Annotated in this window: 22 protein-coding genes; 14 read left to right on the top strand and 8 right to left on the bottom strand. The window is 62.2% G+C overall.

What is annotated here, in order from left to right:
- Window positions 1-119: 119 nt before the first annotated feature.
- The 4 genes from BM045_RS09125 to BM045_RS09110 form a co-directional block, all read right to left on the bottom strand.
- Entirely contained in the window at window positions 120-1,178 is a 1,059-nt protein-coding gene (locus BM045_RS09125; protein ID WP_092182405.1) for an ABC transporter ATP-binding protein, read from the bottom strand.
- A 2-nt stretch (window positions 1,179-1,180) separates the two neighbouring features.
- Window positions 1,181-1,972, bottom strand: coding sequence for an ABC transporter permease (locus BM045_RS09120; RefSeq protein ID WP_092182403.1), 792 nt, complete (start codon window positions 1,970-1,972; stop codon window positions 1,181-1,183).
- Entirely contained in the window at window positions 1,969-2,847 is an 879-nt protein-coding gene (locus BM045_RS09115; protein ID WP_092182401.1) for an ABC transporter permease, read from the bottom strand. Before BM045_RS09115 ends, BM045_RS09120 begins: the two co-directional genes overlap by 4 nt.
- A 113-nt stretch (window positions 2,848-2,960) precedes the next feature.
- Window positions 2,961-4,070: an ABC transporter substrate-binding protein gene (locus tag BM045_RS09110; RefSeq protein ID WP_092182398.1), complete on the bottom strand. Its 1,110-nt coding sequence runs from the start codon at window positions 4,068-4,070 to the stop codon at window positions 2,961-2,963.
- A 419-nt stretch (window positions 4,071-4,489) separates the two neighbouring features.
- On the opposite strand from BM045_RS09110, the gene BM045_RS09105 reads away from it, so the two are divergent.
- From BM045_RS09105 to BM045_RS09085, 5 genes are all read left to right on the top strand, one after another.
- Window positions 4,490-5,755 (top strand): imelysin family protein, encoded by a 1,266-nt coding sequence (locus BM045_RS09105; protein WP_092182396.1) that lies wholly within the window; start codon window positions 4,490-4,492, stop codon window positions 5,753-5,755.
- A 145-nt stretch (window positions 5,756-5,900) separates the two neighbouring features.
- Window positions 5,901-7,364 carry a di-heme oxidoreductase family protein gene (locus tag BM045_RS09100; RefSeq protein WP_244522965.1) on the top strand — a complete coding sequence of 488 codons (1,464 nt, stop codon included), beginning with the start codon at window positions 5,901-5,903 and terminating at the stop codon, window positions 7,362-7,364.
- Window positions 7,364-8,431, top strand: a complete 1,068-nt coding sequence (locus BM045_RS09095; RefSeq protein ID WP_092182392.1) for an imelysin family protein — start codon at window positions 7,364-7,366, stop codon at window positions 8,429-8,431. Before BM045_RS09100 ends, BM045_RS09095 begins: the two co-directional genes overlap by 1 nt.
- 95 nt (window positions 8,432-8,526) lie before the next feature.
- A complete protein-coding gene (locus tag BM045_RS09090; RefSeq protein WP_244522935.1) occupies window positions 8,527-9,525 on the top strand; it encodes a DUF1513 domain-containing protein in 999 nt (332 codons plus the stop codon).
- Between the two features lie 81 nt (window positions 9,526-9,606).
- A complete protein-coding gene (locus tag BM045_RS09085; protein ID WP_092182388.1) occupies window positions 9,607-10,452 on the top strand; it encodes a division plane positioning ATPase MipZ in 846 nt (281 codons plus the stop codon).
- Here BM045_RS09085 and BM045_RS09080 read toward each other — a convergent pair.
- Both BM045_RS09080 and BM045_RS09075 read right to left on the bottom strand, forming a co-directional pair.
- On the bottom strand, window positions 10,449-10,628 hold the full coding sequence (locus BM045_RS09080) for a hypothetical protein (RefSeq protein WP_092182386.1): 180 nt from the start codon (window positions 10,626-10,628) through the stop codon (window positions 10,449-10,451). The two genes, BM045_RS09085 and BM045_RS09080, sit on opposite strands and share 4 nt — an antisense overlap.
- A gap of 259 nt (window positions 10,629-10,887) precedes the next feature.
- Window positions 10,888-11,907: a substrate-binding domain-containing protein gene (locus BM045_RS09075; protein WP_092182384.1), complete on the bottom strand. Its 1,020-nt coding sequence runs from the start codon at window positions 11,905-11,907 to the stop codon at window positions 10,888-10,890.
- Window positions 11,908-12,399: 492 nt separating this feature from the next.
- On the opposite strand from BM045_RS09075, the gene BM045_RS09070 reads away from it, so the two are divergent.
- The 6 genes from BM045_RS09070 to BM045_RS09045 all read left to right on the top strand — a co-directional run bounded on the left by BM045_RS09070 (window position 12,400) and on the right by BM045_RS09045 (window position 18,628).
- Complete coding sequence (locus BM045_RS09070) at window positions 12,400-13,668, top strand: ABC transporter substrate-binding protein (protein WP_092182382.1); 1,269 nt, start codon at window positions 12,400-12,402, stop codon at window positions 13,666-13,668.
- 89 nt (window positions 13,669-13,757) lie between these two features.
- Complete coding sequence (locus BM045_RS09065; RefSeq protein ID WP_244522934.1) at window positions 13,758-14,738, top strand: carbohydrate ABC transporter permease; 981 nt, start codon at window positions 13,758-13,760, stop codon at window positions 14,736-14,738.
- Window positions 14,738-15,583 (top strand): carbohydrate ABC transporter permease, encoded by an 846-nt coding sequence (locus BM045_RS09060; protein ID WP_092182380.1) that lies wholly within the window; start codon window positions 14,738-14,740, stop codon window positions 15,581-15,583. The genes BM045_RS09065 and BM045_RS09060 overlap by 1 nt, the downstream gene beginning before the upstream one ends.
- Window positions 15,584-15,594: 11 nt before the next feature.
- The gene (locus BM045_RS09055; protein WP_092182378.1) at window positions 15,595-16,602 is read left to right on the top strand and encodes an ABC transporter ATP-binding protein; all 1,008 of its coding nucleotides are present in this window, start codon (window positions 15,595-15,597) and stop codon (window positions 16,600-16,602) included.
- Window positions 16,603-16,709: 107 nt separating this feature from the next.
- Window positions 16,710-17,498, top strand: coding sequence for a ThuA domain-containing protein (locus tag BM045_RS09050; RefSeq protein ID WP_092182376.1), 789 nt, complete (start codon window positions 16,710-16,712; stop codon window positions 17,496-17,498).
- A gap of 86 nt (window positions 17,499-17,584) precedes the next feature.
- Window positions 17,585-18,628 carry a Gfo/Idh/MocA family protein gene (locus BM045_RS09045; protein WP_092183177.1) on the top strand — a complete coding sequence of 348 codons (1,044 nt, stop codon included), beginning with the start codon at window positions 17,585-17,587 and terminating at the stop codon, window positions 18,626-18,628.
- Window positions 18,629-18,759: 131 nt separating this feature from the next.
- Here BM045_RS09045 and BM045_RS09040 read toward each other — a convergent pair whose 3' ends face one another.
- A complete protein-coding gene (locus BM045_RS09040; protein ID WP_092182374.1) occupies window positions 18,760-19,575 on the bottom strand; it encodes an SDR family NAD(P)-dependent oxidoreductase in 816 nt (271 codons plus the stop codon).
- Between the two features lie 97 nt (window positions 19,576-19,672).
- On the opposite strand from BM045_RS09040, the gene BM045_RS09035 reads away from it, so the two are divergent.
- Together BM045_RS09035 and BM045_RS09030 are read left to right on the top strand one after the other, a co-directional pair.
- Window positions 19,673-20,179 carry a MarR family winged helix-turn-helix transcriptional regulator gene (locus tag BM045_RS09035; protein ID WP_092182372.1) on the top strand — a complete coding sequence of 169 codons (507 nt, stop codon included), beginning with the start codon at window positions 19,673-19,675 and terminating at the stop codon, window positions 20,177-20,179.
- Between the two features lie 68 nt (window positions 20,180-20,247).
- The gene (locus BM045_RS09030) at window positions 20,248-20,502 is read left to right on the top strand and encodes a GlsB/YeaQ/YmgE family stress response membrane protein (RefSeq protein WP_092182370.1); all 255 of its coding nucleotides are present in this window, start codon (window positions 20,248-20,250) and stop codon (window positions 20,500-20,502) included.
- 243 nt (window positions 20,503-20,745) lie between these two features.
- On the opposite strand, the gene BM045_RS09025 is transcribed toward BM045_RS09030, so the two are convergent.
- Window positions 20,746-22,353: a bifunctional metallophosphatase/5'-nucleotidase gene (locus tag BM045_RS09025; protein ID WP_092182368.1), complete on the bottom strand. Its 1,608-nt coding sequence runs from the start codon at window positions 22,351-22,353 to the stop codon at window positions 20,746-20,748.
- A gap of 243 nt (window positions 22,354-22,596) precedes the next feature.
- Here BM045_RS09025 and BM045_RS09020 point away from each other — a divergent pair, with 243 nt between their 5' ends.
- A complete protein-coding gene (locus tag BM045_RS09020) occupies window positions 22,597-23,058 on the top strand; it encodes a GtrA family protein (protein ID WP_170848447.1) in 462 nt (153 codons plus the stop codon).
- The last annotated feature ends 30 nt before the right edge of the window (window positions 23,059-23,088 follow it).

The raw sequence follows: 23,088 nt of genomic DNA, 5'->3' as shown, positions 1-23,088 counted from the left end.
GGCGGCCATTGGGCCACTCTACTAAACTCTTGAGGTCCAATGGCCGCCCGTTACTCGTGTCTCCGTAAGCCGAAAGGCCGGGCGGCACTTCTGCACGGCTGTGCCGAAGTCGGGTCGGCTCAGAGCACCAGCAGGTCCTTGCTGGCGAGGCTGATGGTGACCGGTTCGCCGCGGGCGGGCGGTGCGGTGCGCTGGTCGTTGAAGGTGTCGAGGCTGACGACGTTCTGGCCGAGCTGGACGCGCAGGCGAATGACCGAGCCGAGGAAGGTGACGTCAGCAATGGTGCCGGTCAGCGTGATGTCGCTGCCTTCGCGGGCGCCGACGGCGAGCACTTCGGGGCGCAGCGTCAGCGAGACGGCAGAGCCATTGTTGGCCGTGGTCGGCAGAGCCGGGACCGTAGCTGTCTGGCCGTCGATCGAGACGGTCTTGGCGGCGGCGTCGAGGACGGTTGCTTCGATGGTATTGAGATGGCCGACGAAGGTGGCGACGAAGCGGGTGGCGGGCTTGTTGTAGATTTCGTGCGGCGCGCCGAGCTGGTCGATATTGCCGGCGTTCATCACCACGATACGGTCGGAGATCGACAGCGCCTCTTCCTGGTCATGGGTGACAAAGACCGTGGTGATGCCGAGGTCGAGCTGGATGGCGCGGATTTCCTCGCGCAGCGAAACGCGGATCTTGGCGTCGAGCGCCGACAGCGGCTCGTCGAGCAGCAGCATGCGCGGGCGCGGGGCGATGGCGCGGGCGAGCGCCACGCGCTGCTGCTGGCCGCCGGACATTTCATAGGGGTAGCGCTTCTCAAAACCGGGCAGGCCGATCAGCTTGAGCATTTCATCGACGCGGGCGCGGCGCTCGTCAGCCGGCATGCCGGCGATCTTGAGGCCGAAGCCGATATTGTCGCCGACGTTGAGATTGGGGAACAGCGCATAGGCCTGGAACACCATGCCGAGCTGGCGCTGGTTGGGTTTCAGACCGGTAATGTCCTGGCCATCGACCTTGATCGACCCAGAAGTCGGATTTTCAAAGCCGGCAATCATGCGCAGGATGGTGGTCTTGCCGCAGCCCGAAGGCCCGAGCAGGGAGATGAACTCGCCCTTGTCGAAGGCGAAGTTGACGCCCTTGACCACGGTGTTGCTGCCGAAGGATTTGACGAGATTGTTGACTTCGAGAAAGGCAGCCATGGTCAGGTGTTCCGGGCGGAAGTGCGGGGGGCGAAGCGGCCGAGCACGTTGATCATGCCCATGGCGCCCCAAGTGATGACGAAGGAGATGATGGCCAGCGCTGCCGGCTCATAGGCGCGGTTGGTGCCGATGCCGACGAGATAGGGGCCGAAGGCCGGGCGGGCGAGGAGGCTGGCGATGGTGAATTCGCCGATGACGATGGCGAAGGTCAGGAAGGCGCCAGAGAGGATGGCGACCAGGATATTGGGCAGGATGATCTGGCCGATGATCTGCACCTGATTGGCGCCCGCGATCTGTGCCGCCTCGGTCAGCGTGCCGATATCGATGGTGCGCATGCCATTGTCGACGGCGCGATACATATAGGGCAGCGCCAGCATCACATAGGCGCAGGTGAGCAGGATATCGGTGCCCAGCACAGAGCCAGTGAAGGGGATCAGCGAGCTCGAGCCATAGAGGCGGATATAGCCATAGACCAGCACCAGCGCCGGGATCATCAGCGGCAGGAGCGTGGTGAATTCCATGATCGGCTTCAGCCAGGGCATGCGCAGGCGGACGAAATACACCGCTGGTACGACAACGAGAACGCCCACGATAATGGTGAATACACCGACCACCAGCGAATAGCCGAAGGTGGCGAAAAATTTGGGATCGGAAAACACCGAGACATAGGCGTCAAAGCTGAGCGCATCGCGGCGCATGCGCAGCGAGAAGATGAAGGTCGCCAGCAGCGGAATGATGAAATAGGCCGCGCCGAGGATGAAGATCAGCCAGGGCCAGAATTTATTGGTCTTCATTTCATCCACCTTTCGGCGCGCTGGGCCACGAAGAGATAGATGATATTGGCCAGCGAGGTGATGACGATCATGCCCAGGGCCAGCGCAGCGCCGAGGCCCGGGTTTTGCAGGGCGTCGCCGCGGATCTGGTTGTAGAGCAGCACGGTCACGATATTGAGGTTGGAGCCGGTGAGGGCCCAGGCGGTAGCGATGGCGCCGAAGGCATTGGCGAAAAGCAGGCTGAGCGTGCCGAGCACCGAGGGCCAGAGGATGGGCAGGCCGACATAGCGCCAGAACTGCCACTGCGATGCGCCCAGCATCTGGGCGGCTTCGTTCCACTCTTTCTTCAGCCCGTCGATGGCCGGCGCAATGGTCAGCATCATCAAGGGGATCTGGAAGTAGAGATAGGTCAGCGTCAGGCCCCAGAAGGAGAACAGGCTGAAACCGGCGCGGTAGAGATCGAGGCCGAACACATCGCGCAGGATGATGGTGACCAGACCAATGCGGCCGAGCGAGGCGATGAAGGCAAAGGCCAGCGGCACGCCGGCGAAATTGCTGGCGACGCCGGAAAAGGTCATCACCGCGGAGCGCAGCGGCGCCGGCAGCTTGCCGCGGATGATGGCGAGGGTAATGGCGAGACCGATCAGGGCGCCGAGAATAGCCGAGGCGCCGGAGACGCGGATGGAAATCCAGTAGGCATTGAGAATCTGCGGCGTGAACAGGCCGCCAATATTCTCGAAGGTGAAATTGCCGGCCCGGTCGGTAAAGGCACCGCCGATCAACGAAATGGTGGGCAGGACGAGGAACATCACCGCGAAGATGACGAAGGGGGCAATGGCCAGCGCATCCCAGGGGATGCGGCGGCGTTGCGTCGGTTGGGATGCGGTGTCGGTCATGGTACCCGGCTCGGCCTCGGTGACGTGTATTCACGCGAAATCCCCGGGCGGACCCGGGGACTGCTGGCAACGGCAAGTGCGGGAGCGGCAAGGCGCCGCTCCCACGTTTGTCTTTACTGAACCGATGCGCCGACGGTGGTGTCCCAGCCGGTGGTGATCGTGGTCTTGTTGGCGTTCTGCTCTTCGATCGACGGGAACACGGCCTTGGCGTAGTTCTCGGCAGCCGGGAGCTTGGCCATCAGTTCTTCCGGCAGGGTGCCGGCTTCAGCCATGGCGTTGAAGCGGATCGGGTGGCAGTAGCCAGCCAGCCAGCCGAGCTGACCTTCGTCCGAATAGAGGTATTCCATCCAGAGCTTGGCAGCGCTCGGGTGCGGAGCGTGAGCCGAGATGGCCTGGACGTAGACGCCGGCCACAACGCCGTCAGCCGGAACGACGACTTCGATCGGGGGGTTGCCGTTGAGGTTGTCGCGAGCGGCGAGCAGGTTGTAGTCCCAGTTGATGGCGATCGGAGTGGTGCCCTGGGCGATGGCAGCGGCTTCGGCGTCGACCGGGACGAAGTTGCCCTTGTCGTTCAGAGCCTTGAAGTAGTCGAGACCTGCCTGAGCGCCGGTGGCGGCGTCGGCACCGGTCGACAGACCAGCGGCATAGACCGAGAGAATGGCGTTGTTGGCGGTACGCGGATCACCAGCCAGAGCGACGGAGTTGGCGAACTCGTCCTTCTGCAGGTCAGCCCAGGACGCCGGGTTTTCGCCGGTGATGATGTCCTTGTTGATGCCGAAAGCCAGCACGCCGTAGTAGTCGCCGTACCAGAAGCCTTCTGCGTCCTTGGCGTCGGCCGGGATATCGTCCCAGGTCGAGACCTTATAGGCCTGCAGCAGGCCTTCTTCCTTGGCCTGCGGGCCAAAGGCCAGGCCAACGTCGAGCACGTCTGGGGCCTGCGGGCCGGTGTTGCCGATGTTGGCGCGGACGGCTTCGAGCTCGTCGGCAGAGCCGGCATCGGGGTTGAGTTCGTTGATGGTGATGCCGGGATACTTGGCCTTGAAGCCTTCGATCACGCCACCATAGTTGCACCAGGAGTGGGGCAGGGCGATGACAGTGAGCTGGCCTTCGGTCTTGGCGGCTTCATAGAGCGCGTCGAGGTCGGCCTGGGCGAAAGCGGGTGCAGAAACGGCGAGAACGGTCAGCACCGAAACCGATGCGCCGAGCAGATTCTTGATGGACATGTTCAGTCTCCCTGAAAAGTCGTTCGCGAGCGCCTCGTTGAAGGCGTCCGGGCGAACTGGAGCGGGAAGTAGAGAGGCTGTGTGACAGTGCAATGACACTAGGCAGGCTGGAAGATGACAGTCGCAACCGCCATGATTTCAGTCGCTTATGTCTTGCTGGTCGCCCCCATGCGCCCTCCCAGTCGCAATTGTGACAGTGCCCGTTTGTGACAGTTTCGTCCAGATGGTCAAAATTTGAGGCGGGAATGGAGGATAGATGCGGCCAAGCAGGGGGCAAGTTGTGGAAAGCACTGTGGATTTCAGTCTGGAGCAAATGGCAAGTTTCATTACTTTAGATCGCTTCTAAACTATTGAAATTGAATTGATTTTGCGTGATGGCGGGCGTAGTCCGATGAGCAACTCATTGAGGAGCTTCGTCCATGTTTTCTCTCGGCAGGCGCTCGCTGCGCAGTTTCGCCATCGCTCTCACGCTGTCGGTGGCACCGGTTGCCGCTTTTGCCCAGGCGCCGGCTGATACGGATGTGCTGGCCAATTATGCGGATATCGCACTGGCCGGATATGAAGACGCGCTGGCAACCGCCACGGCACTGGACGCGGCGGTGGACGCGCTGATCGCGACGCCGAGCGAGGCGACGCTGCAGGCGGCCAAGGATGCCTGGCTCGCCGCCCGCGTGCCCTATCAGCAGACCGAGGCCTTCCGCTTCGGCAATCCGATTGTCGATGAATGGGAAGGCCGGGTGAATGCCTGGCCGCTGGATGAAGGCCTGATCGACTATGTCGATGCGGGTTATGGCACCGAGAGCGACAGCAATGCGCTCTATGTGGCCAATGTCATCGCCAATCCCAAGATCATGATCGATGGCGTCGAGCTCGATGCGACCGAGATTACGCCGGCGCTGCTGCAGGACAATCTGCAGGAGGCAGCGGGCGTCGAGTCCAATGTGGCGACGGGCTATCACGCGATCGAGTTTTTGCTGTGGGGCCAGGACCTGAACGGCACCGAGGCTGGTGCCGGCGCGCGACCGTTCACCGATTATTCGAACGCGGAACATGCCGATCGGCGTGCCGCCTATCTCAAGGCAGCGTCCAGCCTGCTGGTCAGCGATCTTGAGGAAATGGTCGGTAACTGGACGGCGGATGGCGCGGCGCGCGCCGCGCTGCCCGAGCTGGGGATTTCGGCGATCCTCACCGGCATGGGCTCACTGAGCTTTGGCGAAGTGGCCGGCGAGCGCATGAAGCTGGGCCTGCTGCTACATGATCCGGAAGAAGAGCATGACTGCTTCTCGGACAATACGCATAACTCGCATCTCAACGACGCCGTGGGCATCCAGAATGTCTATCTGGGGAAATATACCCGGGTGGATGGCAGCGTGATCGAAGGCCCGTCGCTCTCGGATGTAATTGCATCCAAGGATGCGGCTCTCGATACCGAGATCAAGGCGCTGCTGGACGACACCGTCGCCAAGATGCATGTGATGGCTGAGCGCGCCGAGGGCGGCGAGGCCTATGACCAGCAGATCGGCGAGGGTAATGCCGAGGGCAACGCGGTTGTGCAGGCGGCGATCGATGGGCTGATCGCCCAGACGCGCGGCATTGAACGCGCGGTGGCATTGCTGGAACTGGGCGATGCGGTGACGATCGAAGATAGCGACAGCCTGAGCAATCCGGATGCAGTGTTTGAATAGGGCATAGCCGTAGCCACACGCACGGTGTCACCCCGTCCTTGAGCCGGGTGACATCGGCTTTGTTGGAAGTCTTGGGCCAAGCTGGTAGATCAGCTCGATGAAACCCCGCCTCACCATCGCTTTGATCGCCCTGTTTGCCGGGGGTATGGTGTTTGCGCAGGACGCGGTTGTACGCAGCGATCTCAGTGTCGAAGACCTGGCGCGGGTGCAGGCGGTAACGCGGCCGACGACGGATTTTTCCAAAGCGGAGGGATCGGAGAAGCGCTCGGCCGGCAAGGGCACGACGCAGTTTGCCGTCAACGCGGACTCGTTCAGCCACTTTCTCGATAATCTGAGCTTCGAGCAGGAAGAACAGTTCAAGCTGGGCAATGCCCTGTTCCGCAAGATCTGGGTGTCGTCGCCCAGCTCGACGCAGGCCTCGGATGGGCTGGGACCGCTGTTCAATGCCCGGGGTTGCCAGAGCTGCCATATCAAGGATGGGCGCGGGCATCCGCCGTTCGAGGGGCAGGCTGAGAATGTCTCGATGTTCCTGCGGCTCTCGGTGCCGCCGGGCGCGGACGATAAACGACTGGCCATGGATGGGGTGATTGCCGGTGAGGTCGGCGATCCCACTTATGGGGCGCAATTGCAGGATTTTGCCGTGCCGGGCCTAAAGGCCGAGGGGCGGATGGTGGTGGATTATGCCGACCTGCTAGTGACGCTGCGTGATGGCACCGCGGTGACGCTGCGGTCGCCCAGCTATTCCGTGGCCGATCTCAATTATGGACCGCTGGCTGATGACGTGATGATCTCGCCGCGGGTGGCCAATCCGATGATCGGGCTGGGGCTGGTGGAGCAGATACCGGCCGAGGATATTCTGGCGCATACCGATCCCGAAGATCGTGACGGTGACGGGATTTCCGGCCGGGCGAATTTTACCGTCGAGCCGGTCAGCAATTCGGTGATGCTCGGGCGGTTTGGCTGGAAGGCGGGGATGGCGACGATCCGCAGCCAGTCGGCTTCGGCCTTCGCCGGCGATATCGGCATTTCGACACCACTGTTCGACCTGCCGCATGGCGATTGCACCGAAAACCAGCCGGAGTGCCTCGCTATGCCGACGGGCGAGCAGGCGCGGCTGGGTGTCTCGGAAGCGCCGGATCCGGTGCTCGACCTCGTGACCTTCTATTCCCAGACGCTGGGCGTGCCGGAGCGGCGTGATGTCGATGACCCGGCGGTGCTGCGCGGCAAGGCGGCGTTTTACGGGGCGGGCTGCGCCAGCTGCCATGTTCCCAAGTTCGTGACCAGCCGGAATGCCGAGAATCCGGCGCATCGGTTTCAGTTGATCTGGCCCTATTCGGACTTTTTGCTGCATGACATGGGCGAGGGACTGGCGGATCATCGACCAGAGGGATTGGCCGATGGTTATGAGTGGCGGACGCCGCCGCTGTGGGGGATCGGGCTGACCAAACTGGTATCAGGCCACACGTTTTTCCTGCATGATGGGCGGGCGCGCAGTCTCACCGAGGCCATATTGTGGCATGGCGGCGAGGCGCAGGCGGCGCGCGACGGATTTGCCGACATGTCCCAAACAACCCGCGATGATCTCATCGCCTTTCTGGAATCGCTGTGATGCGTCTTGTGCTCGCTCTCCTGCTGATGCTGGCCGCAGGGCCAGCCTTTGCCCAATCGCCGATGCGGGCCGAGGTTTTGAGCCTGGCGGTCAATGGGGTGATCCGGCCGGAAATAGCGGGTTTCAAGGGGCGGGCCAGCGGGCTGGAAAGCGCCATGGGTGCACTCTGCGCCGTGCCCTCCGAGGCGACGTTAAGCGTGGCGCGACAGCAGTTTGGCCTTGCAGCAACGGCCTATGGACGGGTGGAATTCATCCGCATCGGGCCGCTGATGGAAGACAATCGCGCCGACCGGCTGCTGTTTTTTCCCGACCGCAAGGGCATCGGGCTGCGGCAAGTGCAGGCGATCCTGGCGGAGCAGGATGTTACGGTGCTAGATGCGGCGGGGCTTTATGGCAAAAGCGTTGCCGTGCAGGGCTTTGGGGCGCTGGAATTTGTGCTCTATGGCACGGGCGCAGAGGCGCTGGCTGCAGCGGAAGGATCTTTCCGTTGCCGCTATGGCCAGGCGATTGCGCACAATATCGGCAGCATTGCCGACCAGCTGGCCATGGGCTGGTATCGCAAGGGCGGGGTTGCCGAACACCTGACGCGGCCGGTGCAGGAGAATGCGGATTACCGCACGGAAACCGAGGCGCTGGAGGAACTTGTGGGTTTGGTGTCGCATGGCCTCGAGGCTGTGCGCGACACCAGGATCAACCCATTCATTGCTCAGGGCGAGGTGGCGGCGAAGCCGAAGCAGGCGCTGTTCTGGCGGTCGGGGCTGACCATGGCGATGGTCGGGGCCAATCTGGAAGGCATGGAGACGCTGGTTTCCGTGTCTGGGATGGCGCGGGCAGTGGGCGAGGCGGATGTGGGGCTGGATAATTCGATCGGGTTTGAATTCTCCAATGCCCACAGGGCGTTGGACCTGATCACGCTGCCGGTTGAGGAGGCCGTGTTGGACCCGAAGCAGGTGGCGGCGCTCAGTTATCTGGTGATCTTGACGCAGTCGCTGCAGGCGCAGATCGGTGAGCAACTGGCCTTCGCACTGGGTCTCAGCGTGGGCTTTTCGTCGCTGGATGGGGACTAGCAATGTGGCAGCGAAGGGCGTTTTTGCAGGCTGCAGGCGTGGGGTTTGCAGCCAGTTTGCTACCTAAGCAGCTTGCAGCGCTGGAGCGGAGCGAGTTGGTATTTGCCAGTTCCGTGCAGACGGCCTCGGGTGGCTATGGCGCGGTGCTGCTGGGTGAGCGCGGCGACCTCATTGCCTCGATCGATCTGCCGGACCGCGGGCATGACATTACCATCAGCCGTGAGGCGGGGCGGGGCGTGGTGTTTGCGCGCCAGCCGGGGACCTTTGCCGTGGTGTTTGACCCCTCCGGACGCGCGGCGCCGGTGACGCTGACCAGCGTCGAAGGGCGGCATTTCTTCGGGCATGGGGTGTTCTCGCCGGATGGACGCCTGCTCTATGCGACGGAGAGCGATTTCGAGGCGGCTCAGGGGGTTATCGGCGTCTATGACGCGACGGACGGCTATCGGCGGATCGGGGAATTTCCCACCTATGGCACCGGCCCGCATGAGATGCTGCTGATGGCCGATGGGGTTACTTTCGTGGTGGCCAATGGCGGGATCGAGACGCATCCGGACTATGGGCGGGCGGAGCTCAACATCGAGACCATGGACCCTTCGGTGGTGTTTATCGACCGGCGCGATGGGCGGCTGGTGGGGCAATTGCGGCTGGATGCCGGGCTGCACCAGCTGTCAATCCGGCACATGGCGGTAGATGCGCGGCAGCGGGTGTGGTTCGGTTGCCAGTATCGCGGGGCGGCGACAGAGCGACCGCAGTTGGTTGGCTATGCGACCATGGATGGCGAGATCAAACTGATCGAACTGCCGCCGGAAACCCTTGGCAGTCTTCGCAATTATGTGGGCTCGGTCGCTGTGTCGGCGAATAGCCATCGGTTAGCCATATCGTCACCAGAAGGCGACCTGTTGGTGACGGTCGACACCGAGGGCAAGCGACCGGTGCTAGTCGACACTTTGCGCAATGGCTGTGGGCTTGCCGCGGATGGCGATGGGTTCGTCGCGACGAGCGGCGAGGGGGCGATGATCGGTATTGCCGGGGCCGAGCGCGAGCCGAAACGGTTCGACTTCCTGTTCGACAATCACATGCTGCGGGTCGGATAGGGCAGGGGTCGTTAGGCCTTTGTTAACCATGCGGGCACTTGATGGGTCGGGGTATCGAGGCCCTGATTTGGAGAGTCGGACATGGTGCAGAATGGTGCGCGCATCATTGCGGTGGGCAATGAAAAGGGCGGGTCGGGTAAATCGACCACGGCGCTGCATCTGGCGGTCTATCTGCTGCACCAGGGTCATCGCGTGGCAACCATCGATGTCGATAGCCGGCAGCAGACGCTGACGCGCTATGTGCGCAACCGGCGGACCACGGTGGAGAGCACCGGACGGCAGGTGCCGATGCCCAAGCATGTGCATCTGCCGACGGCCTGGGGGGACTCGATCCGCGAGAACCAGAAGGCCGAGCAGGACATTTTCAACAGGGCGATCGACGGGCTTCGTGGTGAGGTCGACTACATCGTCATCGACACGCCGGGCTTTGACGGCAATCTGGCGCGGCTGGCGCATGGCGCGGCCGATACGCTGATCACCCCGATCAATGACAGCATGATCGATCTCGACGTGCTGGCCAAGATCGACCTAGCCAGCGGCGAGCCGATCGAGACCAGCCCCTATTCGCGCAATGTGCAGAAGGCGCGGACCGAACGCATGGCGGCGACGGGCAGGGGGATCGACTGGGTGCTGGTGCGCAACCGCATTTCCAACCTCGGCTCGCGCAATGCCAGCCAGGTGCAGGATGCGGTGGAAAAGCTGGCGGCGCGCCTCGGCTGCCGCGTTGCGGATGGGATTGCCGAGCGGGTGATCTTCCGCTCGTTGTTCCCGATCGGGATGACGGTGTTCGATCCGCTGGAAGCCGACGTATTGGGCGGGGCGCCGAGCATGTCGCATGTCAATGCGCGGCAGGAATATCGGAGCCTGGTCGCGGCGCTACAGCTGCCGCGCGTGACGTCGACTGAGCCGATGCGGCTTTCGGCCTAGGTCAGGGTGCGGAACAGCGTCGCGAGCGAGCGGCGCACATCCTGAAAGGCGCTGACCAGCAGATCGGTGACGGTTGGCTTGTCATGATAGTTGCGCATCATGCGTTCCGCCAGGCGATAGCCCTCGCGGACGATAAGCCGCTCGTCGAGGGGCAGGCCGATGGATGGTACGCGCATGACGAGCTCCGGCTTATGGTTGATGAAACCTTAACGCGGATCGCGGCGCTGGTGTGGCTTGTCTCACTCTATGGTTTACGCCGGAGAGCTGGCCTATCTGAAGGTCAGCGGTGCGGCAGCCTTGAAGGTGGTTGCGGCGAGGCTATCGACGCTGTCCTGATCGGCGCCATAGACGCGGACGATCAGACAACTCCCGGTCAGCAGTGACGGGATAATAGGCCGTGGATTTTGACCGCAAGATGATGGTGCGCCAGTATAATCAACTGGCTGGCGCCGGTCCGGTGCTTTCGCGTAGCACCAGTTCGACCGGCCAGAGCTCGTGCACTTCCTCGATCTTCTTGCCGCCGAGGATCTGCAGGATCAGTTCGGCGACGCGGGTGCCGGCCTGGCGGATCGAGGAGCGGGTGGTCGACATGGTGGGGTACATGTTGTCGGCGTTGAGATAGGGGAAGACGTCGTCATGGGCGATCATCGAGACGTCCTTGCCCAGCACAAGGCCGGCCTGGCGGATAGCGCGGAAGACGCCGAGCGCGGTCATCATCGAGCCGGCGATGAAGGCGGTGGGGCGGGGCCGCAGTTCGAGCATGGACTGGGCGTAGCGGAAGGCGACTTCGTCGGTGAAATTGGAATTGCCCATCAGGGCGGGATCGAAGGCGACGCCGCGGGCCGAGAGGGCGGCGAGATAGCCGATCTCGCGATGCTCGGCAAAGGTGCGGCCCTTGAGGCCGTTGAGCAGAGCGATGCGGCGGTGGCCGAGGTCAAGCAGGTGGGTCGTGGCGCGCTCGATGGCGCCGGTATTGTCGATATCGAGCCAGGCGACGGTCTCGCCGATATTGGTGCGGCCATGCAGCACGAAGGGAATGTCGAGGTCCTTGAGCAGCTTGACCCGTTCGTCGACGAGCTTGGGCGAATGCAGCACGATGGCATCGACCTTCTGGCTGGCGGCTATGCGGCGATAGGCGGCCAGTTCATCGGCATAGGAATCGACGGTGGTGACGAGAATGTCGATTTCCTCGGTCGCCATGCGGCCGCCCATGCCGGCCAGAAATTCGCTCATATGCGGGCCGAGTTCCTCGGCGCCGCGCAGCACCAGACCAACCGCGCCGGAGCGGCCGGTTGCGAGGCGCAGCGCTGAGGCATTGGGGCGATAACCCAGCCGCGCCGCGGTTTCGGCAACGCGCAGACGGGTGGCCTCATTGACTTCGGGATAGCCATTGAGTGCCCGGCTCACAGTGGTTTGCGACAGGCCGAGATGCTCGGCCAGATCTTTCAGTCTCATCGCTGCCAACTGGCCCCAGGCACGGCGTGACCAACGCTCAAAACAGCGCGCGAAAAACGGCGCGAAGCTTGGTCTGCGGTGCTTTAGGGCATGCAGGCCGCCTTGAACAGCGGTTCCTGCCTCCTCCTCCATGGATCATTCAAAGCGATTTCAAATTTTGATGCAAGACCCGAATTTTTTGATAATTTGATGAGGTGCGTACATCAAGCGTCAAAGACCGAATTTAACGTTTTGCAAGTTACGCGGAACTATAAATCACTGTTTGCATTACGAGATTTGTCAATCGCAGCGAAATTTCCTAACAAGGCAATCAAGAGGCGCTTGACAGAAATCTGCCGCTCTGGTTCTTTTTCACTCAAAGCGCTTTGGAAATTCAGGCGGAACAGCCGCCGAAGCCGGTGCTTTTGGGAGGAGTTTGTCTGGCGAGGGCGCTTTTGCGCCTGCTGGACATGTGCGCCTCCCTGACTGTTGCTTCATTCGGGAGGAAATCTAATGAAACTCAACACGCTGCTCGCAGGCCTTTTGACGAGCGTCACGCTGATTGCGGGCGCAGCCCAGGCAGCCGAGCTGTCCGTGGTGTCGGGCGACACCGGCAACGGCCTGGCATTCCTGCAGGAACAGCTCGACAAGTTCGAAGCGCAGACCGGCCACACCGTGACCGTGGTGCCAATGCCATCTTCGACCACCGACCAGTTCGGCCAGTATCGCCTGTGGCTCGCTGCCGGCAATACCGACATCGACGTCTACACCACCGACGTGATCTGGGCGCCACAGCTCGCCGACCAGTTCCTCGACCTGACCGAAGCGGCCAAGGACGTGGTGGGTCAGCATTTCCCGTCGATCATTGAATCGCAGACGGTTGACGGCAAGCTGGTTGCCGTGCCGGCCTTCACCGACGCGCCAGCCCTATTCTACCGCAAGGACCTTCTGGAAAAGTACAACAAGGAAGTGCCGACCACCTGGGCCGAGCTGACTGCGACCGCGCAGGAAATCATGGATGGCGAGCGCGCTGCCGGTAATCCCGACATGTGGGGCTTCGTGTTCCAGGGCAATGCCTATGAAGGCCTGACCTGCAACGCCCTAGAATGGGTCAAGTCGTTCGGCGGCGGCCAGATCATCGAAGCCGATGGCACGATCTCGATCAACAATCCGCAGGCCGCTGCTGCAATCGATCAGGCTGCCAGCTGGATTGGCACGATCTCTCCGGAAGGCAACCTGGCCTATATGGAAGAAGAAAGCCGTGGCGTCTGGCAGCTTGGCAATGCCGTGTTCCACCGCAACTGGCCTTATGCCTATGCACTGGGTGAAGGCGCCGACTCGGCCGTGAAGGGCAAGTTCGACGTGGCTCCGCTGCCAGCCGGTGAAGGCGCTGATGCGCGTTCGGCTGCAACGCTGGGCGGCTGGAACTATGCCGTGTCCAAGTATGCCAAGGATCCGGATGCCGCCATCGAGCTGGCCCTATTCCTCGCTTCCCCGGAAGTGCAGAAGGAACGCGCCATCAAGCAGTCCAACCTGCCGACGATCCAGGCGCTGTATGACGATGCCGACGTTCTCGCCGCATCGCCCTTCATGGCCAACTGGAAGGAAATCTTCCAGAACGCCGTGCCGCGTCCGTCTGCTCCGACCAAGACCAATTACAACGAGGTCTCCTCGCTGTTCTGGGGCGCCGTGCACAATACGCTTTCGGGTGACGGCACCGCTGCCGAAAACCTCGAACTGCTCGAGGCCGATCTGACCGACCTCAAGGGCGACGCCTGGTAAGTCCTCCCAGGACCCAAGCGCGGCGGACGACGGGGCTTTCCCGTCGCCCGCCACGCGAAAAAATCACAACAAAACGGGAGGGGACGAGAATGGCGACGGATACCATGGCGGCCCCGGTCACAGTGACCGGACCGAAGATCAAATCGGAACTGATGCAGCAGCGCGTGCGCGCCGCGCGGTGGTTCCTCCTCCCGATGCTGATCGCTTTGGCGGTGGTGGCCGGATGGCCGCTGCTGCGCTCGATCTGGTTTTCGTTCACCGATGCGTCGCTGAACAATCTTTATGGGGCCGAGTGGATCGGCTTCGGCAATTACCTGCGCTGGACGGTGCTGGAGAGCGGCACGGTGCGTTACCGCGGTGTGCTGGCCGATCCGGGCTGGTGGAATGCCGTGTGGAACACGGTGCGCTTCGCCTTCTGGTCGGTGCTGTGGGAAACCGTGCTCGGCATGATCGTGGCGCTGGTGCTCAATGCCGAATTCAAGGGCCGCGGCCTGGTGCGCGCCGCCATCCTGATCCCCTGGGCGATCCCGACCATCGTTTCGGCCCGCATGTGGAGCTGGATGCTGAACGACCAGTTCGGCATTCTCAATGACCTCGGCCTGCGGCTCGGCCTTTTGAGCCAGAAGGTGGCCTGGACGGCTAGCGCCGATACCGCCATGCAGGCCGTGCTGGTGGTGGATATCTGGAAGACCACGCCCTTCATGGCGCTGCTGATCCTCGCCGGCCTGCAGATGATCCCCAAGGATATCTACGAGGCCGCCGAAATCGACGGCGTGCATCCGATCAAGCAGTTCTTCAAGATCACGTTGCCTCTGGTGCGCCCGGCGCTCATGGTCGCGATCATCTTCCGCGTGCTCGATGCGCTGCGCATTTTCGACCTGATCTATGTGCTGACGCCCAATAGCGATGCGACCAAGACCATGTCGGTGTTGAGCCAGGAAAACCTGTTCCAGTTCGACAATTTCGCCGAAGGCTCGACCCAGGCGACGCTGCTGTTCCTGATCATCGCCATTTTCACCATCGTCTACATCTGGCTCGGCAAGGTCAATTTCGACGGGGGAGACCGCTGATGGGCGCGACATTCAATCTCTGGAAACTGACCAAGACTGTGCTGTTTTATGCGCTGGTGGTGTTCATTGTCGTGGTGAGCGTGTTCCCGTTCTACTACGCGATCCTGACCAGCTTCAAATCCGGTACGGACCTGTTCCGCATCACTTATTGGCCGACCTCGTTCAGCCTCGCTAACTACCAGTCGGTGCTCAACACCGGCAGCTTCCCGCGCAACCTGCTCAACTCGGTGTTCGTCGCCTCGGTGACGGTGATCCTGGCGCTGTTCATGGCCATCACCGCATCCTTCGCGCTGAGCCGGGTGCGGTTCCGTGGGCGCTCGCTGCTGCTGATGACGATCCTCGCGGTCTCGATGTTCCCGCAGATCGCCGTGCTGGCGGGCCTGTTCGAAGTGATCCGGTTCCTGGGCATCTACAACACGCCCTGGGCGCTGATCTTCAGCTATACGATCTTCACGCTGCCGTTCACCGTGTGGGTGCTGACCACCTTCATGCGCGACCTGCCGGTGGAGATCGAGGAAGCGGCGATTGTCGACGGGGCCACGCCTTGGGTGATCATCACCCGCGTGTTCATGCCGCTGATGTGGCCGGCGCTGGTGACGACGGGGCTGCTCGCCTTCATCGGGGCGTGGAACGAGTTCCTGTTCGCGCTGACGTTTACCTCATCGAACATGACCCGCACGGTTCCGGTGGCCATCGCGCTGCTGTCGGGCGGCTCGCAATATGAAATTCCGTGGGGCGCCATCATGGCTGCATCGGTGATCGTCACCGTGCCGCTGGTCGTGCTGGTGCTGATTTTCCAACGTAAAATTGTGTCCGGCCTGACCGCCGGCGGCGTCAAGGGTTAGGGAGAAAGACTATGGCAAGCATCGAGCTTCGCAATATCCGCAAGGCCTTTGGCGCGGTGGAAGTGATCAAGGGTGTGGACCTGGAAGTCCGCAAGGGCGAGTTCATGGTGTTCGTCGGCCCGTCGGGCTGCGGCAAGTCCACGCTGCTGCGGCTGATCTCGGGTCTGGAGGACATTACCTCGGGCGAAATGCTGTTCGACGGCAAGGTGGTCAATGCCCTGGCGCCGAGCAAGCGCGGCATCGCCATGGTGTTCCAGTCCTATGCGCTCTACCCGCATATGACGGTCTATGAGAACATGGCCTTCGGGCTGACGCTGGAAAAGGGCAATAGCAAGGACGAGATCCGCAAGCGCGTCGAGCGGGCGGCGGACATGCTGCAGATCCGGCAGTATCTCGATCGCCTGCCCAAGCAATTGTCTGGCGGACAGCGCCAGCGCGTCGCCATCGGCCGGGCCATCACCCGCGATCCCAAGGTGTTCCTGTTCGACGAGCCGCTGTCTAACCTCGATGCGGCGCTGCGCGTGGCGACGCGCATCGAGATCGCCAAGCTCCATGAGGAGATGGACAATGTCACGATGATCTACGTGACGCATGACCAGGTGGAGGCGATGACGCTGGCAGACCGCATTTGCGTGCTGCGCGACGGGCTGGTGGAGCAGGTCGGCACACCGATGGAGCTCTATGAAAACCCCAATTCCACGTTCGTCGCCGGGTTTATTGGTTCGCCCAAGATGAATTTCATCTCCGGCGATAAGGCTGCGCCGTTCAACGCTGATACCGTCGGTATCCGTGGCGAGCATATTACTATCGTGCCGAGCGGCGGTACCTGGAGCGGCAAGGTGATCCATACGGAAAACCTGGGCGCTGATAGCTACGTCTATCTCGAGATGGGCACCGAGGAGCCGGTGGTGGTGCGCCTCGACGGGCAGAACAATTACAAAAGCGGCGACACGGTGGAAATCTCGCCGATGGCCGACAAGGTTCATCGCTTCGACGCGGCCGGCAAGCCGATCCGCTGAGCGATCACGACATGGGTGACGGCCACAGAGCCGTCACCTTGGACTACCAATATGTGCTGACGTCCGGCGCCTCCCCTTGCCGGGCATTTTTCCTTTAGGAGACTACAATGGCTATCCGTACCCTGGTCTGGGGCGAGAACGTCCACGAGCAGAAGAACAAGGTTGTTGCCGAGAATTACCCCAACGGCATGCACAACCAGATCGCCAAGCTACTGTCGGAAGACAGCAATCTCTCGATCAAGACGACGACGCTGCAGGAGCCCGAGCATGGGCTTACCGACGCCGTGCTGGCCGAGACCGACGTGCTGCTGTGGTGGGGCCACGCGGCGCATGACAAGGTCGACGATGCCGTGGTCAAGAAGGTCATGGAGCATGTCTGGCAGGGCATGGGCCTGATCGTCTTGCATTCGGGTCACCACTCGAAAGTCTTCAAGGGCTTGATGGGCGCGCCGGCCAACCTGCACTGGCGCGAAGCCGGTGAGCGCGAGCGGCTCTGGGTGGTCAATCCGGGTCACCCGATTGCCAAAGGCCTGGGGCCGTATTTCGAGCTCGAATATGAAGAAATGTATGGCGAGCCCTTCTCGGTGCCGGAGCCCCTGGAAACGGTGTTCGTTTCGTGGTTCCAGGGCGGCGAAGTGTTCCGCTCGGGCCTGACCTATCGCCGCGGCGCCGGCAATATCTTCTACTTCCGTCCCGGTCACGAAACCTATCCGACCTATCACGACGCCAATGTCGGGCTGGTGCTGCGCAATGCAGTCAACTGGGCCTATGACGGCACGCGCCATGCGCATCTGATGAAGGCGCCGAACACGCCGGTGGGCGAGGCGATCGAAAAGATCGAGGAGCGCGGCGCCAAGCTCAGCTCCGCCGATCACGCGGGCGAAGTCAAAGAATAATCCGACCATCCCTGTCACCCCGGCAAGTCCGGGGTGGCATTTTATTGTCTCGCAGGCGGTGGGGCACCGCACAAGGAAGTATGAATATGCGTATCCTTATTCTGGGTACCGGCGGCATGGCCAATCAACATGCCAAGCATTTTGCGGCGATCGAGGGCGTGACCCTGGCGGGCGGCGTCGACGTCGATCCGGCGCGGGTGGAAGCGTTTTGCACCACGCATAATATCGAGCGTGGCTTTGGCTCGCTCGATGCGGCACTCGCCTGGGGCGAATTCGACGCTATTGCCAATGTGACGCCGGACTCGGTGCATTATCCGACGACCATGGCGGCGCTGAAGGCCGGCAAGCATGTGTTCTGCGAAAAGCCGTTGGCCACCGACCACGCCAAGGCGATGGAAATGACCGAGGCGGCGGAAGCCGCCGGCCTCGTGAACATGGTCAACCTGACCTATCGCAATGTCAGCCAGCTGCAGAAGATGCGCGAAATCGTCCAGTCCGGCGCCATCGGCAAGGTGAAGCATTTCGAGGCGAGCTATCTGCAGAGCTGGCTGGTATCGAAGGCCTGGGGCGACTGGCGCACCGAGAGCCAGTGGCTGTGGCGCCTGTCGAAGAAGCACGGCTCCAACGGCGTGCTGGGCGATATCGGCGTGCATATCCTGGACTTTGCGGCCTATGGCGCGGGCAGCGATTTCTCGAAAGTGTTCTGCCGGCTGGAGACTTTTGAAAAGGCCGAGAACAACAGGATTGGCGAATATGACCTCGACGCCAATGACAGCTTTGCCATGACCGCACAGCTGGAAAATGGCGCCTTGGGTGTGATCCATGCAACGCGCTGGGCGACCGGGCATTTCAACGAGCTACGGCTGCGCGTCTATGGCGAGCTGGGTTCGGTGGAAGTGCAGCACCGGCACGACTGGAGCAAGCTGGTCACCTGCCTTGGCGCCGATGCCGAGACGGGGACCTGGACCGATGTCGAGGTTGACGTGGTGCCGACCAATTACATGCGCTTCGTCGATGCGGTGCGGGCCGGCAAGAACCAAGAGCCGAGCTTCCGCCACGCCACCAATATCCAGAAGGTCCTGGACTTGGCGACGACGACGGACCGCGACCGGATGGAACATTCGGTTTAGCTGCACGCGGCCTAAGGGTCTTTGTTCGGATACCCCCACCTAGCCTCCCCCTGATAGGGGGAGGAATCTCATCGCGTATGCGGGTCGTCTGGGCCATTCGGGCATAGCCCTCATGGCCTTCTCACCTAAAATCACGCCACTGGCGTGATTTTGCCTGCGGCCGGTTCGAAGTAACGCGCAGCCGGCGAGCCGTTCTGGGTGCCGCCCATCAGCTGGGCGCGGGCGGCGTCGTAGCTGGTCCAGAGATTTTCGTCGTGGACGGAGGGTAGGGTGACCTGTTCGCCACGATCCATTCCGGCAAGACCCGCATCGACCAGCTGTTCGGCGGTCATGAAGATGGACGGATCGAAATTGTCGATCGACATGCCGGCGCTTTCGTAGAATTCGGTGACGGTGCCGGCCGGCAGCACGGCCTGGACCAATACACCATCGTCCTTGACCTCGTCGGCAATGCCGCGGCTGAAGGTTAGGACGAAAGCCTTGGTGGCGCTGTAGAGCGTGCTCTGGGGCAGGGCGTGGAAGGCGAGGACCGAGCCGACATTGACCACGGTGCCGGACTTGCGGGCGCGCATGCCGGGCAGAGCGGCGCGGGTTAGGCGCATCAGCGCGGTGACATTGAGCGCGAGGGTGGCAGCGGCGTCGGCATCGGACATGTCGGCAGTGCTGGCAGCTGGGCCCATGCCGGCATTGTTGATCAGCATGTCGATGCTCTCGTCGCGCAGCAGCTGTTCAATGCGGATGATATCGGCATCGGCGGTCAGGTCGGCGGTGACGGTCTCGATCGTGATGTTGCCAGTGGCTGCCAGTTCGGTGGCCAAGGTCGCCAGGCGATCGGTGCGGCGGGCGACGAGGACGAGATTGTAGCCGCGGGCGGCGAGGCGGCGGGCATAGACGGCGCCGATGCCGGAGGATGCGCCGGTGATGAGGGCGGTCTTGGATGAGGACATGATTTGCTCCTTTAGTTGAGTGCTCAACTAATTGGTGGAGGACCTTGCCCTTGTCAATGGTGATGTACTCAACTATTTTTTGGGCAGGAGATCAAGCATGACCAGGCAAGTTCCGCCCGATGTCGACAATGTCGAGCCATATAGTCCGTTGAATTGCACGCATACGGCGCTGCGCCATGCGTCGCGGCAGCTGACGCAGGTCTATGACGATGCGATCGCGCCATCCGGGCTGACCTCGTCGCAGGCCATGCTGGTGACGCGGCTCGATGAGCTGGGCGGCGCGCCGGGTGGCACCGGCCCGTCGCTGCAGGCGCTGGCCAAGCGGCTGTCGATCCAGATTTCGGCACTGACCCACGCCCTGCGACCGCTGGTGCGCGACGGTGTTGTGGAAGTGCATGCCGACGCCAAGGACGGGCGGACCAAGCGGGCGGTGCTCACCGAGCAGGGCATGAAGCAGACGCGGCAGATGTATGTGCTGTGGCAGGCGATGAACCTGCGACTGGACAGCGTGCTGGGCGAGGGGACGGGAGCCGAACTGCGGGCGATGGCGACGAAGGTGGCATCGCCAGAATTTCTGGCGGCGATGAAGGACGACCCGGTTTAGCGGCGCCGCGATTGTGGAACCCGAACAACGGGTTCCGACTTATCCGGATGCAACATGGAGCGTCAAACATGGGTATTATCTGGGCTATCATCATTGGCTTTCTCGCCGGCCTCATCGCCAAGTGGATCACTCCCGGCGACAACAAGCCGAGCGGGTTCATTCTGACCACCGTACTGGGCATTGTCGGCTCGGTGCTGGCGACCTGGCTGGGCCAGCAGATTTTCGGCGGCGCGCAGAGCGAGGGTGTCGGCTTTATCAGCGGGATTATCGGCGCGGTGATCATTCTGTTGATCTGGAACCAGCTGGCGCGGCGCCGGGCTTAATTCTCTCTCAGTTATCGGTGCGCAACCCACCCCCACTCCACCCCCTTCGGGGGCCACCCTCCCCACAAGGGGGGAGGGATGAGAGCCATCGAGTCCGCTGAGCTCTCCTATCCCTCCCCTGAATGGGGAGGGTGGCCCCGGAGGGGTCGGGTGGGGTGATGTTTGGTCACAAATCCAATTTTCATGACTAGAAACAAAAAGGGCGCCCAGTGGGCGCCCTTCGTTTTTCGAGCCGAGGACCGACTATTTGATCTCGGTGATGCGGCCGTCGGTGTAAGGCGTGTATTCGCCGCCCAGCTTGGCGATGTATTCGGCGACGACCTGCTCCAGCGGTGGGCCGAAGTCGTAGGGATTGTCGCCTTCGGCGAAGGTGCCGAAGCCGTCGCCGCCGCCGCGGACATAGTTGTTGGTGACGACGGTATAGGTGGCGGCTTCGTCGATCGGCACCCAGGTGTCGCCCTCGCCCTTGACCAGCACGTCGCTGACGCGGCTGCCGGCAGGCTGCTTGAGGTCAAACGAGTATTTCAGACCGGCGACCTGCGAGAAGCGGCCGGCGCCGTTTTCGACATCGCTGACGCCGTTCTCAAGCGCTTCGATGACATCGGCACCGCTGACCTGGACGGTGGCGAGGGTGTTGGAGAAGGGCAGCACGGTCAGCACGTCGCCGACGGTGATTTCACCGGCGTCGATCGAGGAGCGGATGCCGCCGCCATTCTGGAAGGCGATGGTGGCCCCCTGGTCGGCAACGCGGTCGAGGATGGCGTCAGCAAGCAGGTTGCCCATCGTGCATTCGGCCGCACGGCAGATCTCACGCGAGCCTTCGAGCGGAGCGGTGGTGGTGCCGATGACCTGGCTGGTGGTTTCAAGGATCGGGCCAGCAAGTTCGGCCAGCTGGGTCTTGAAGTCGTCATTGGCGGTGACCGAGGCGTCGATCAGGAAGGGTTCGCCTTCGGCCTTGGTGACGACGCCATTGTCGTCCCAGGTGATGGCGATGTCGCCGAGATATTTGCCGTACTGGTTGGCCTGGACCACCGGCACTTCCACGCCGTCGGGGTTCTTGACCATGGTCGGGTAGGGGCCGGCAGCGCCTTCGGCGGTGTTGGAGAGCAGCGTGTGGCTGTGGCCGCCGACGATGACGTCAACCAGCGGCAGGGCTCCGGCAACTTCCTGGTCAATGGTGTAGCCGATGTGGCTGAGCAGGATGATCTTGTTGACGCCGGCGGCATCGAGCGCCTCGGAGGCGCCGCGGACATACTGTATCACGTCGGTGAATTCGACATTGGGGCCGGGCGAGGCGATGTCGGGCGTGTCTTCGGTGGTGGCGCCGATGATGCCGATCTTTTCGCCGCCAACTTCGATGACATAGGAACCCTTGATCTTGCCGGCGAGGCCGGGATCACGGGAAACGTCGAAATTGCCGCCGATGATGGGGAATTCGGCGGCATCGATGAATTTGAGGAATTCTTCCGGACCGTCGTCGAATTCGTGGTTGCCGGTGGCGACGACGTCAAAACCCATTTGGTTGAAGAAGTCGGAGACGACCTTGGACTTGTAAGTCGTGTAATAAAGCGAGCCCTGGAAATTGTCGCCGGCCGAGAGCAGCAAGGAGTTGCCGTCGGCATATTTGGCGCGGGTGTCGTCGATGATGGTCTTGAGGCGGGCAATGCCGCCGAAGCATTCGCCGGCCGCATCGGTCTCGGCATCGCAGTTGGAATCGCTGTCGGTGATCGGGTCGAAGCGGGAGTGGAAATCGTTGATGTGCAGGATGTTGAGCGTGAAATCCGCATGCGCCGCGCTGGAAAATCCGGCGCAGAGGGTGAGCGCTGTAGCGCCGAGAAGAAGGTGTTTCATTCCCTGTATCCTTTGGTTTCTGACGGAAGACCACTCCGTGGCAGTGGCTGGCCACGGCGATGGAGGGAGTTAACCAGCCTTTTGTGACAGAGAAAAGCCATGCTTTTGAATGGGCTGACGCCTGATCATGCTTCCTTCATGGTCGCCATGCAGGATTGGGTCTTCACCGCGTGGACGGCATGGCGCAAAAGGCCCTGCTGCGGGGCGCAGATCGTGATCCGATGAATGAGGACTGCTGCGACGATGAGCGCCGCCCTGGAAAGCCTGATGCGAGATGCGCCCGAGGGGCAGCGCGATGCGCCGCTGCTGGCCGGGCTGATCGCGTTTCTGGCCGTGGGCGGGGCGGGTGCGGTTGCCTTTGTGTTGCTCTCGACGGTGATGATTTGGCTCAATAGCGGTGCTGCTGAATGGCTGGTCAATTCCGCCTGCTATGCGGTGCTGATCGTGCCGGTCTATCTGCTGCACCGGCGGTTTTCGTTTCAGTCGGACGCGTCACACCGGCAAGCATTGCCGCGCTACATGGCGGTGCAGGGCATGGCGGTGCTGCTGACGGCGCTCTTTTCCTATGTGATCCATGGCGTGTTCGCCTTCCCGACGCACCTGTCATCGGTGCTGGTGATCGGGCTGACCTCGGGCGTCAATTTCATGGTGCTGCGCGGCTGGGCCTTTGCCCGGGCGCGACTGGAGCTTGCCATTCCGGCGTAAGGCCGGGGTTTCAATAGCAGGCCAGTCAGG

Origin of the sequence: Devosia sp. YR412, assembly GCF_900110945.1 — a bacterium.
Taxonomy (GTDB): Bacteria; Pseudomonadota; Alphaproteobacteria; order Rhizobiales; family Devosiaceae; genus Devosia.
Note: the sequence above shows the minus strand (reverse complement) of the source record. Positions and strands in the feature narration are given on the sequence as shown.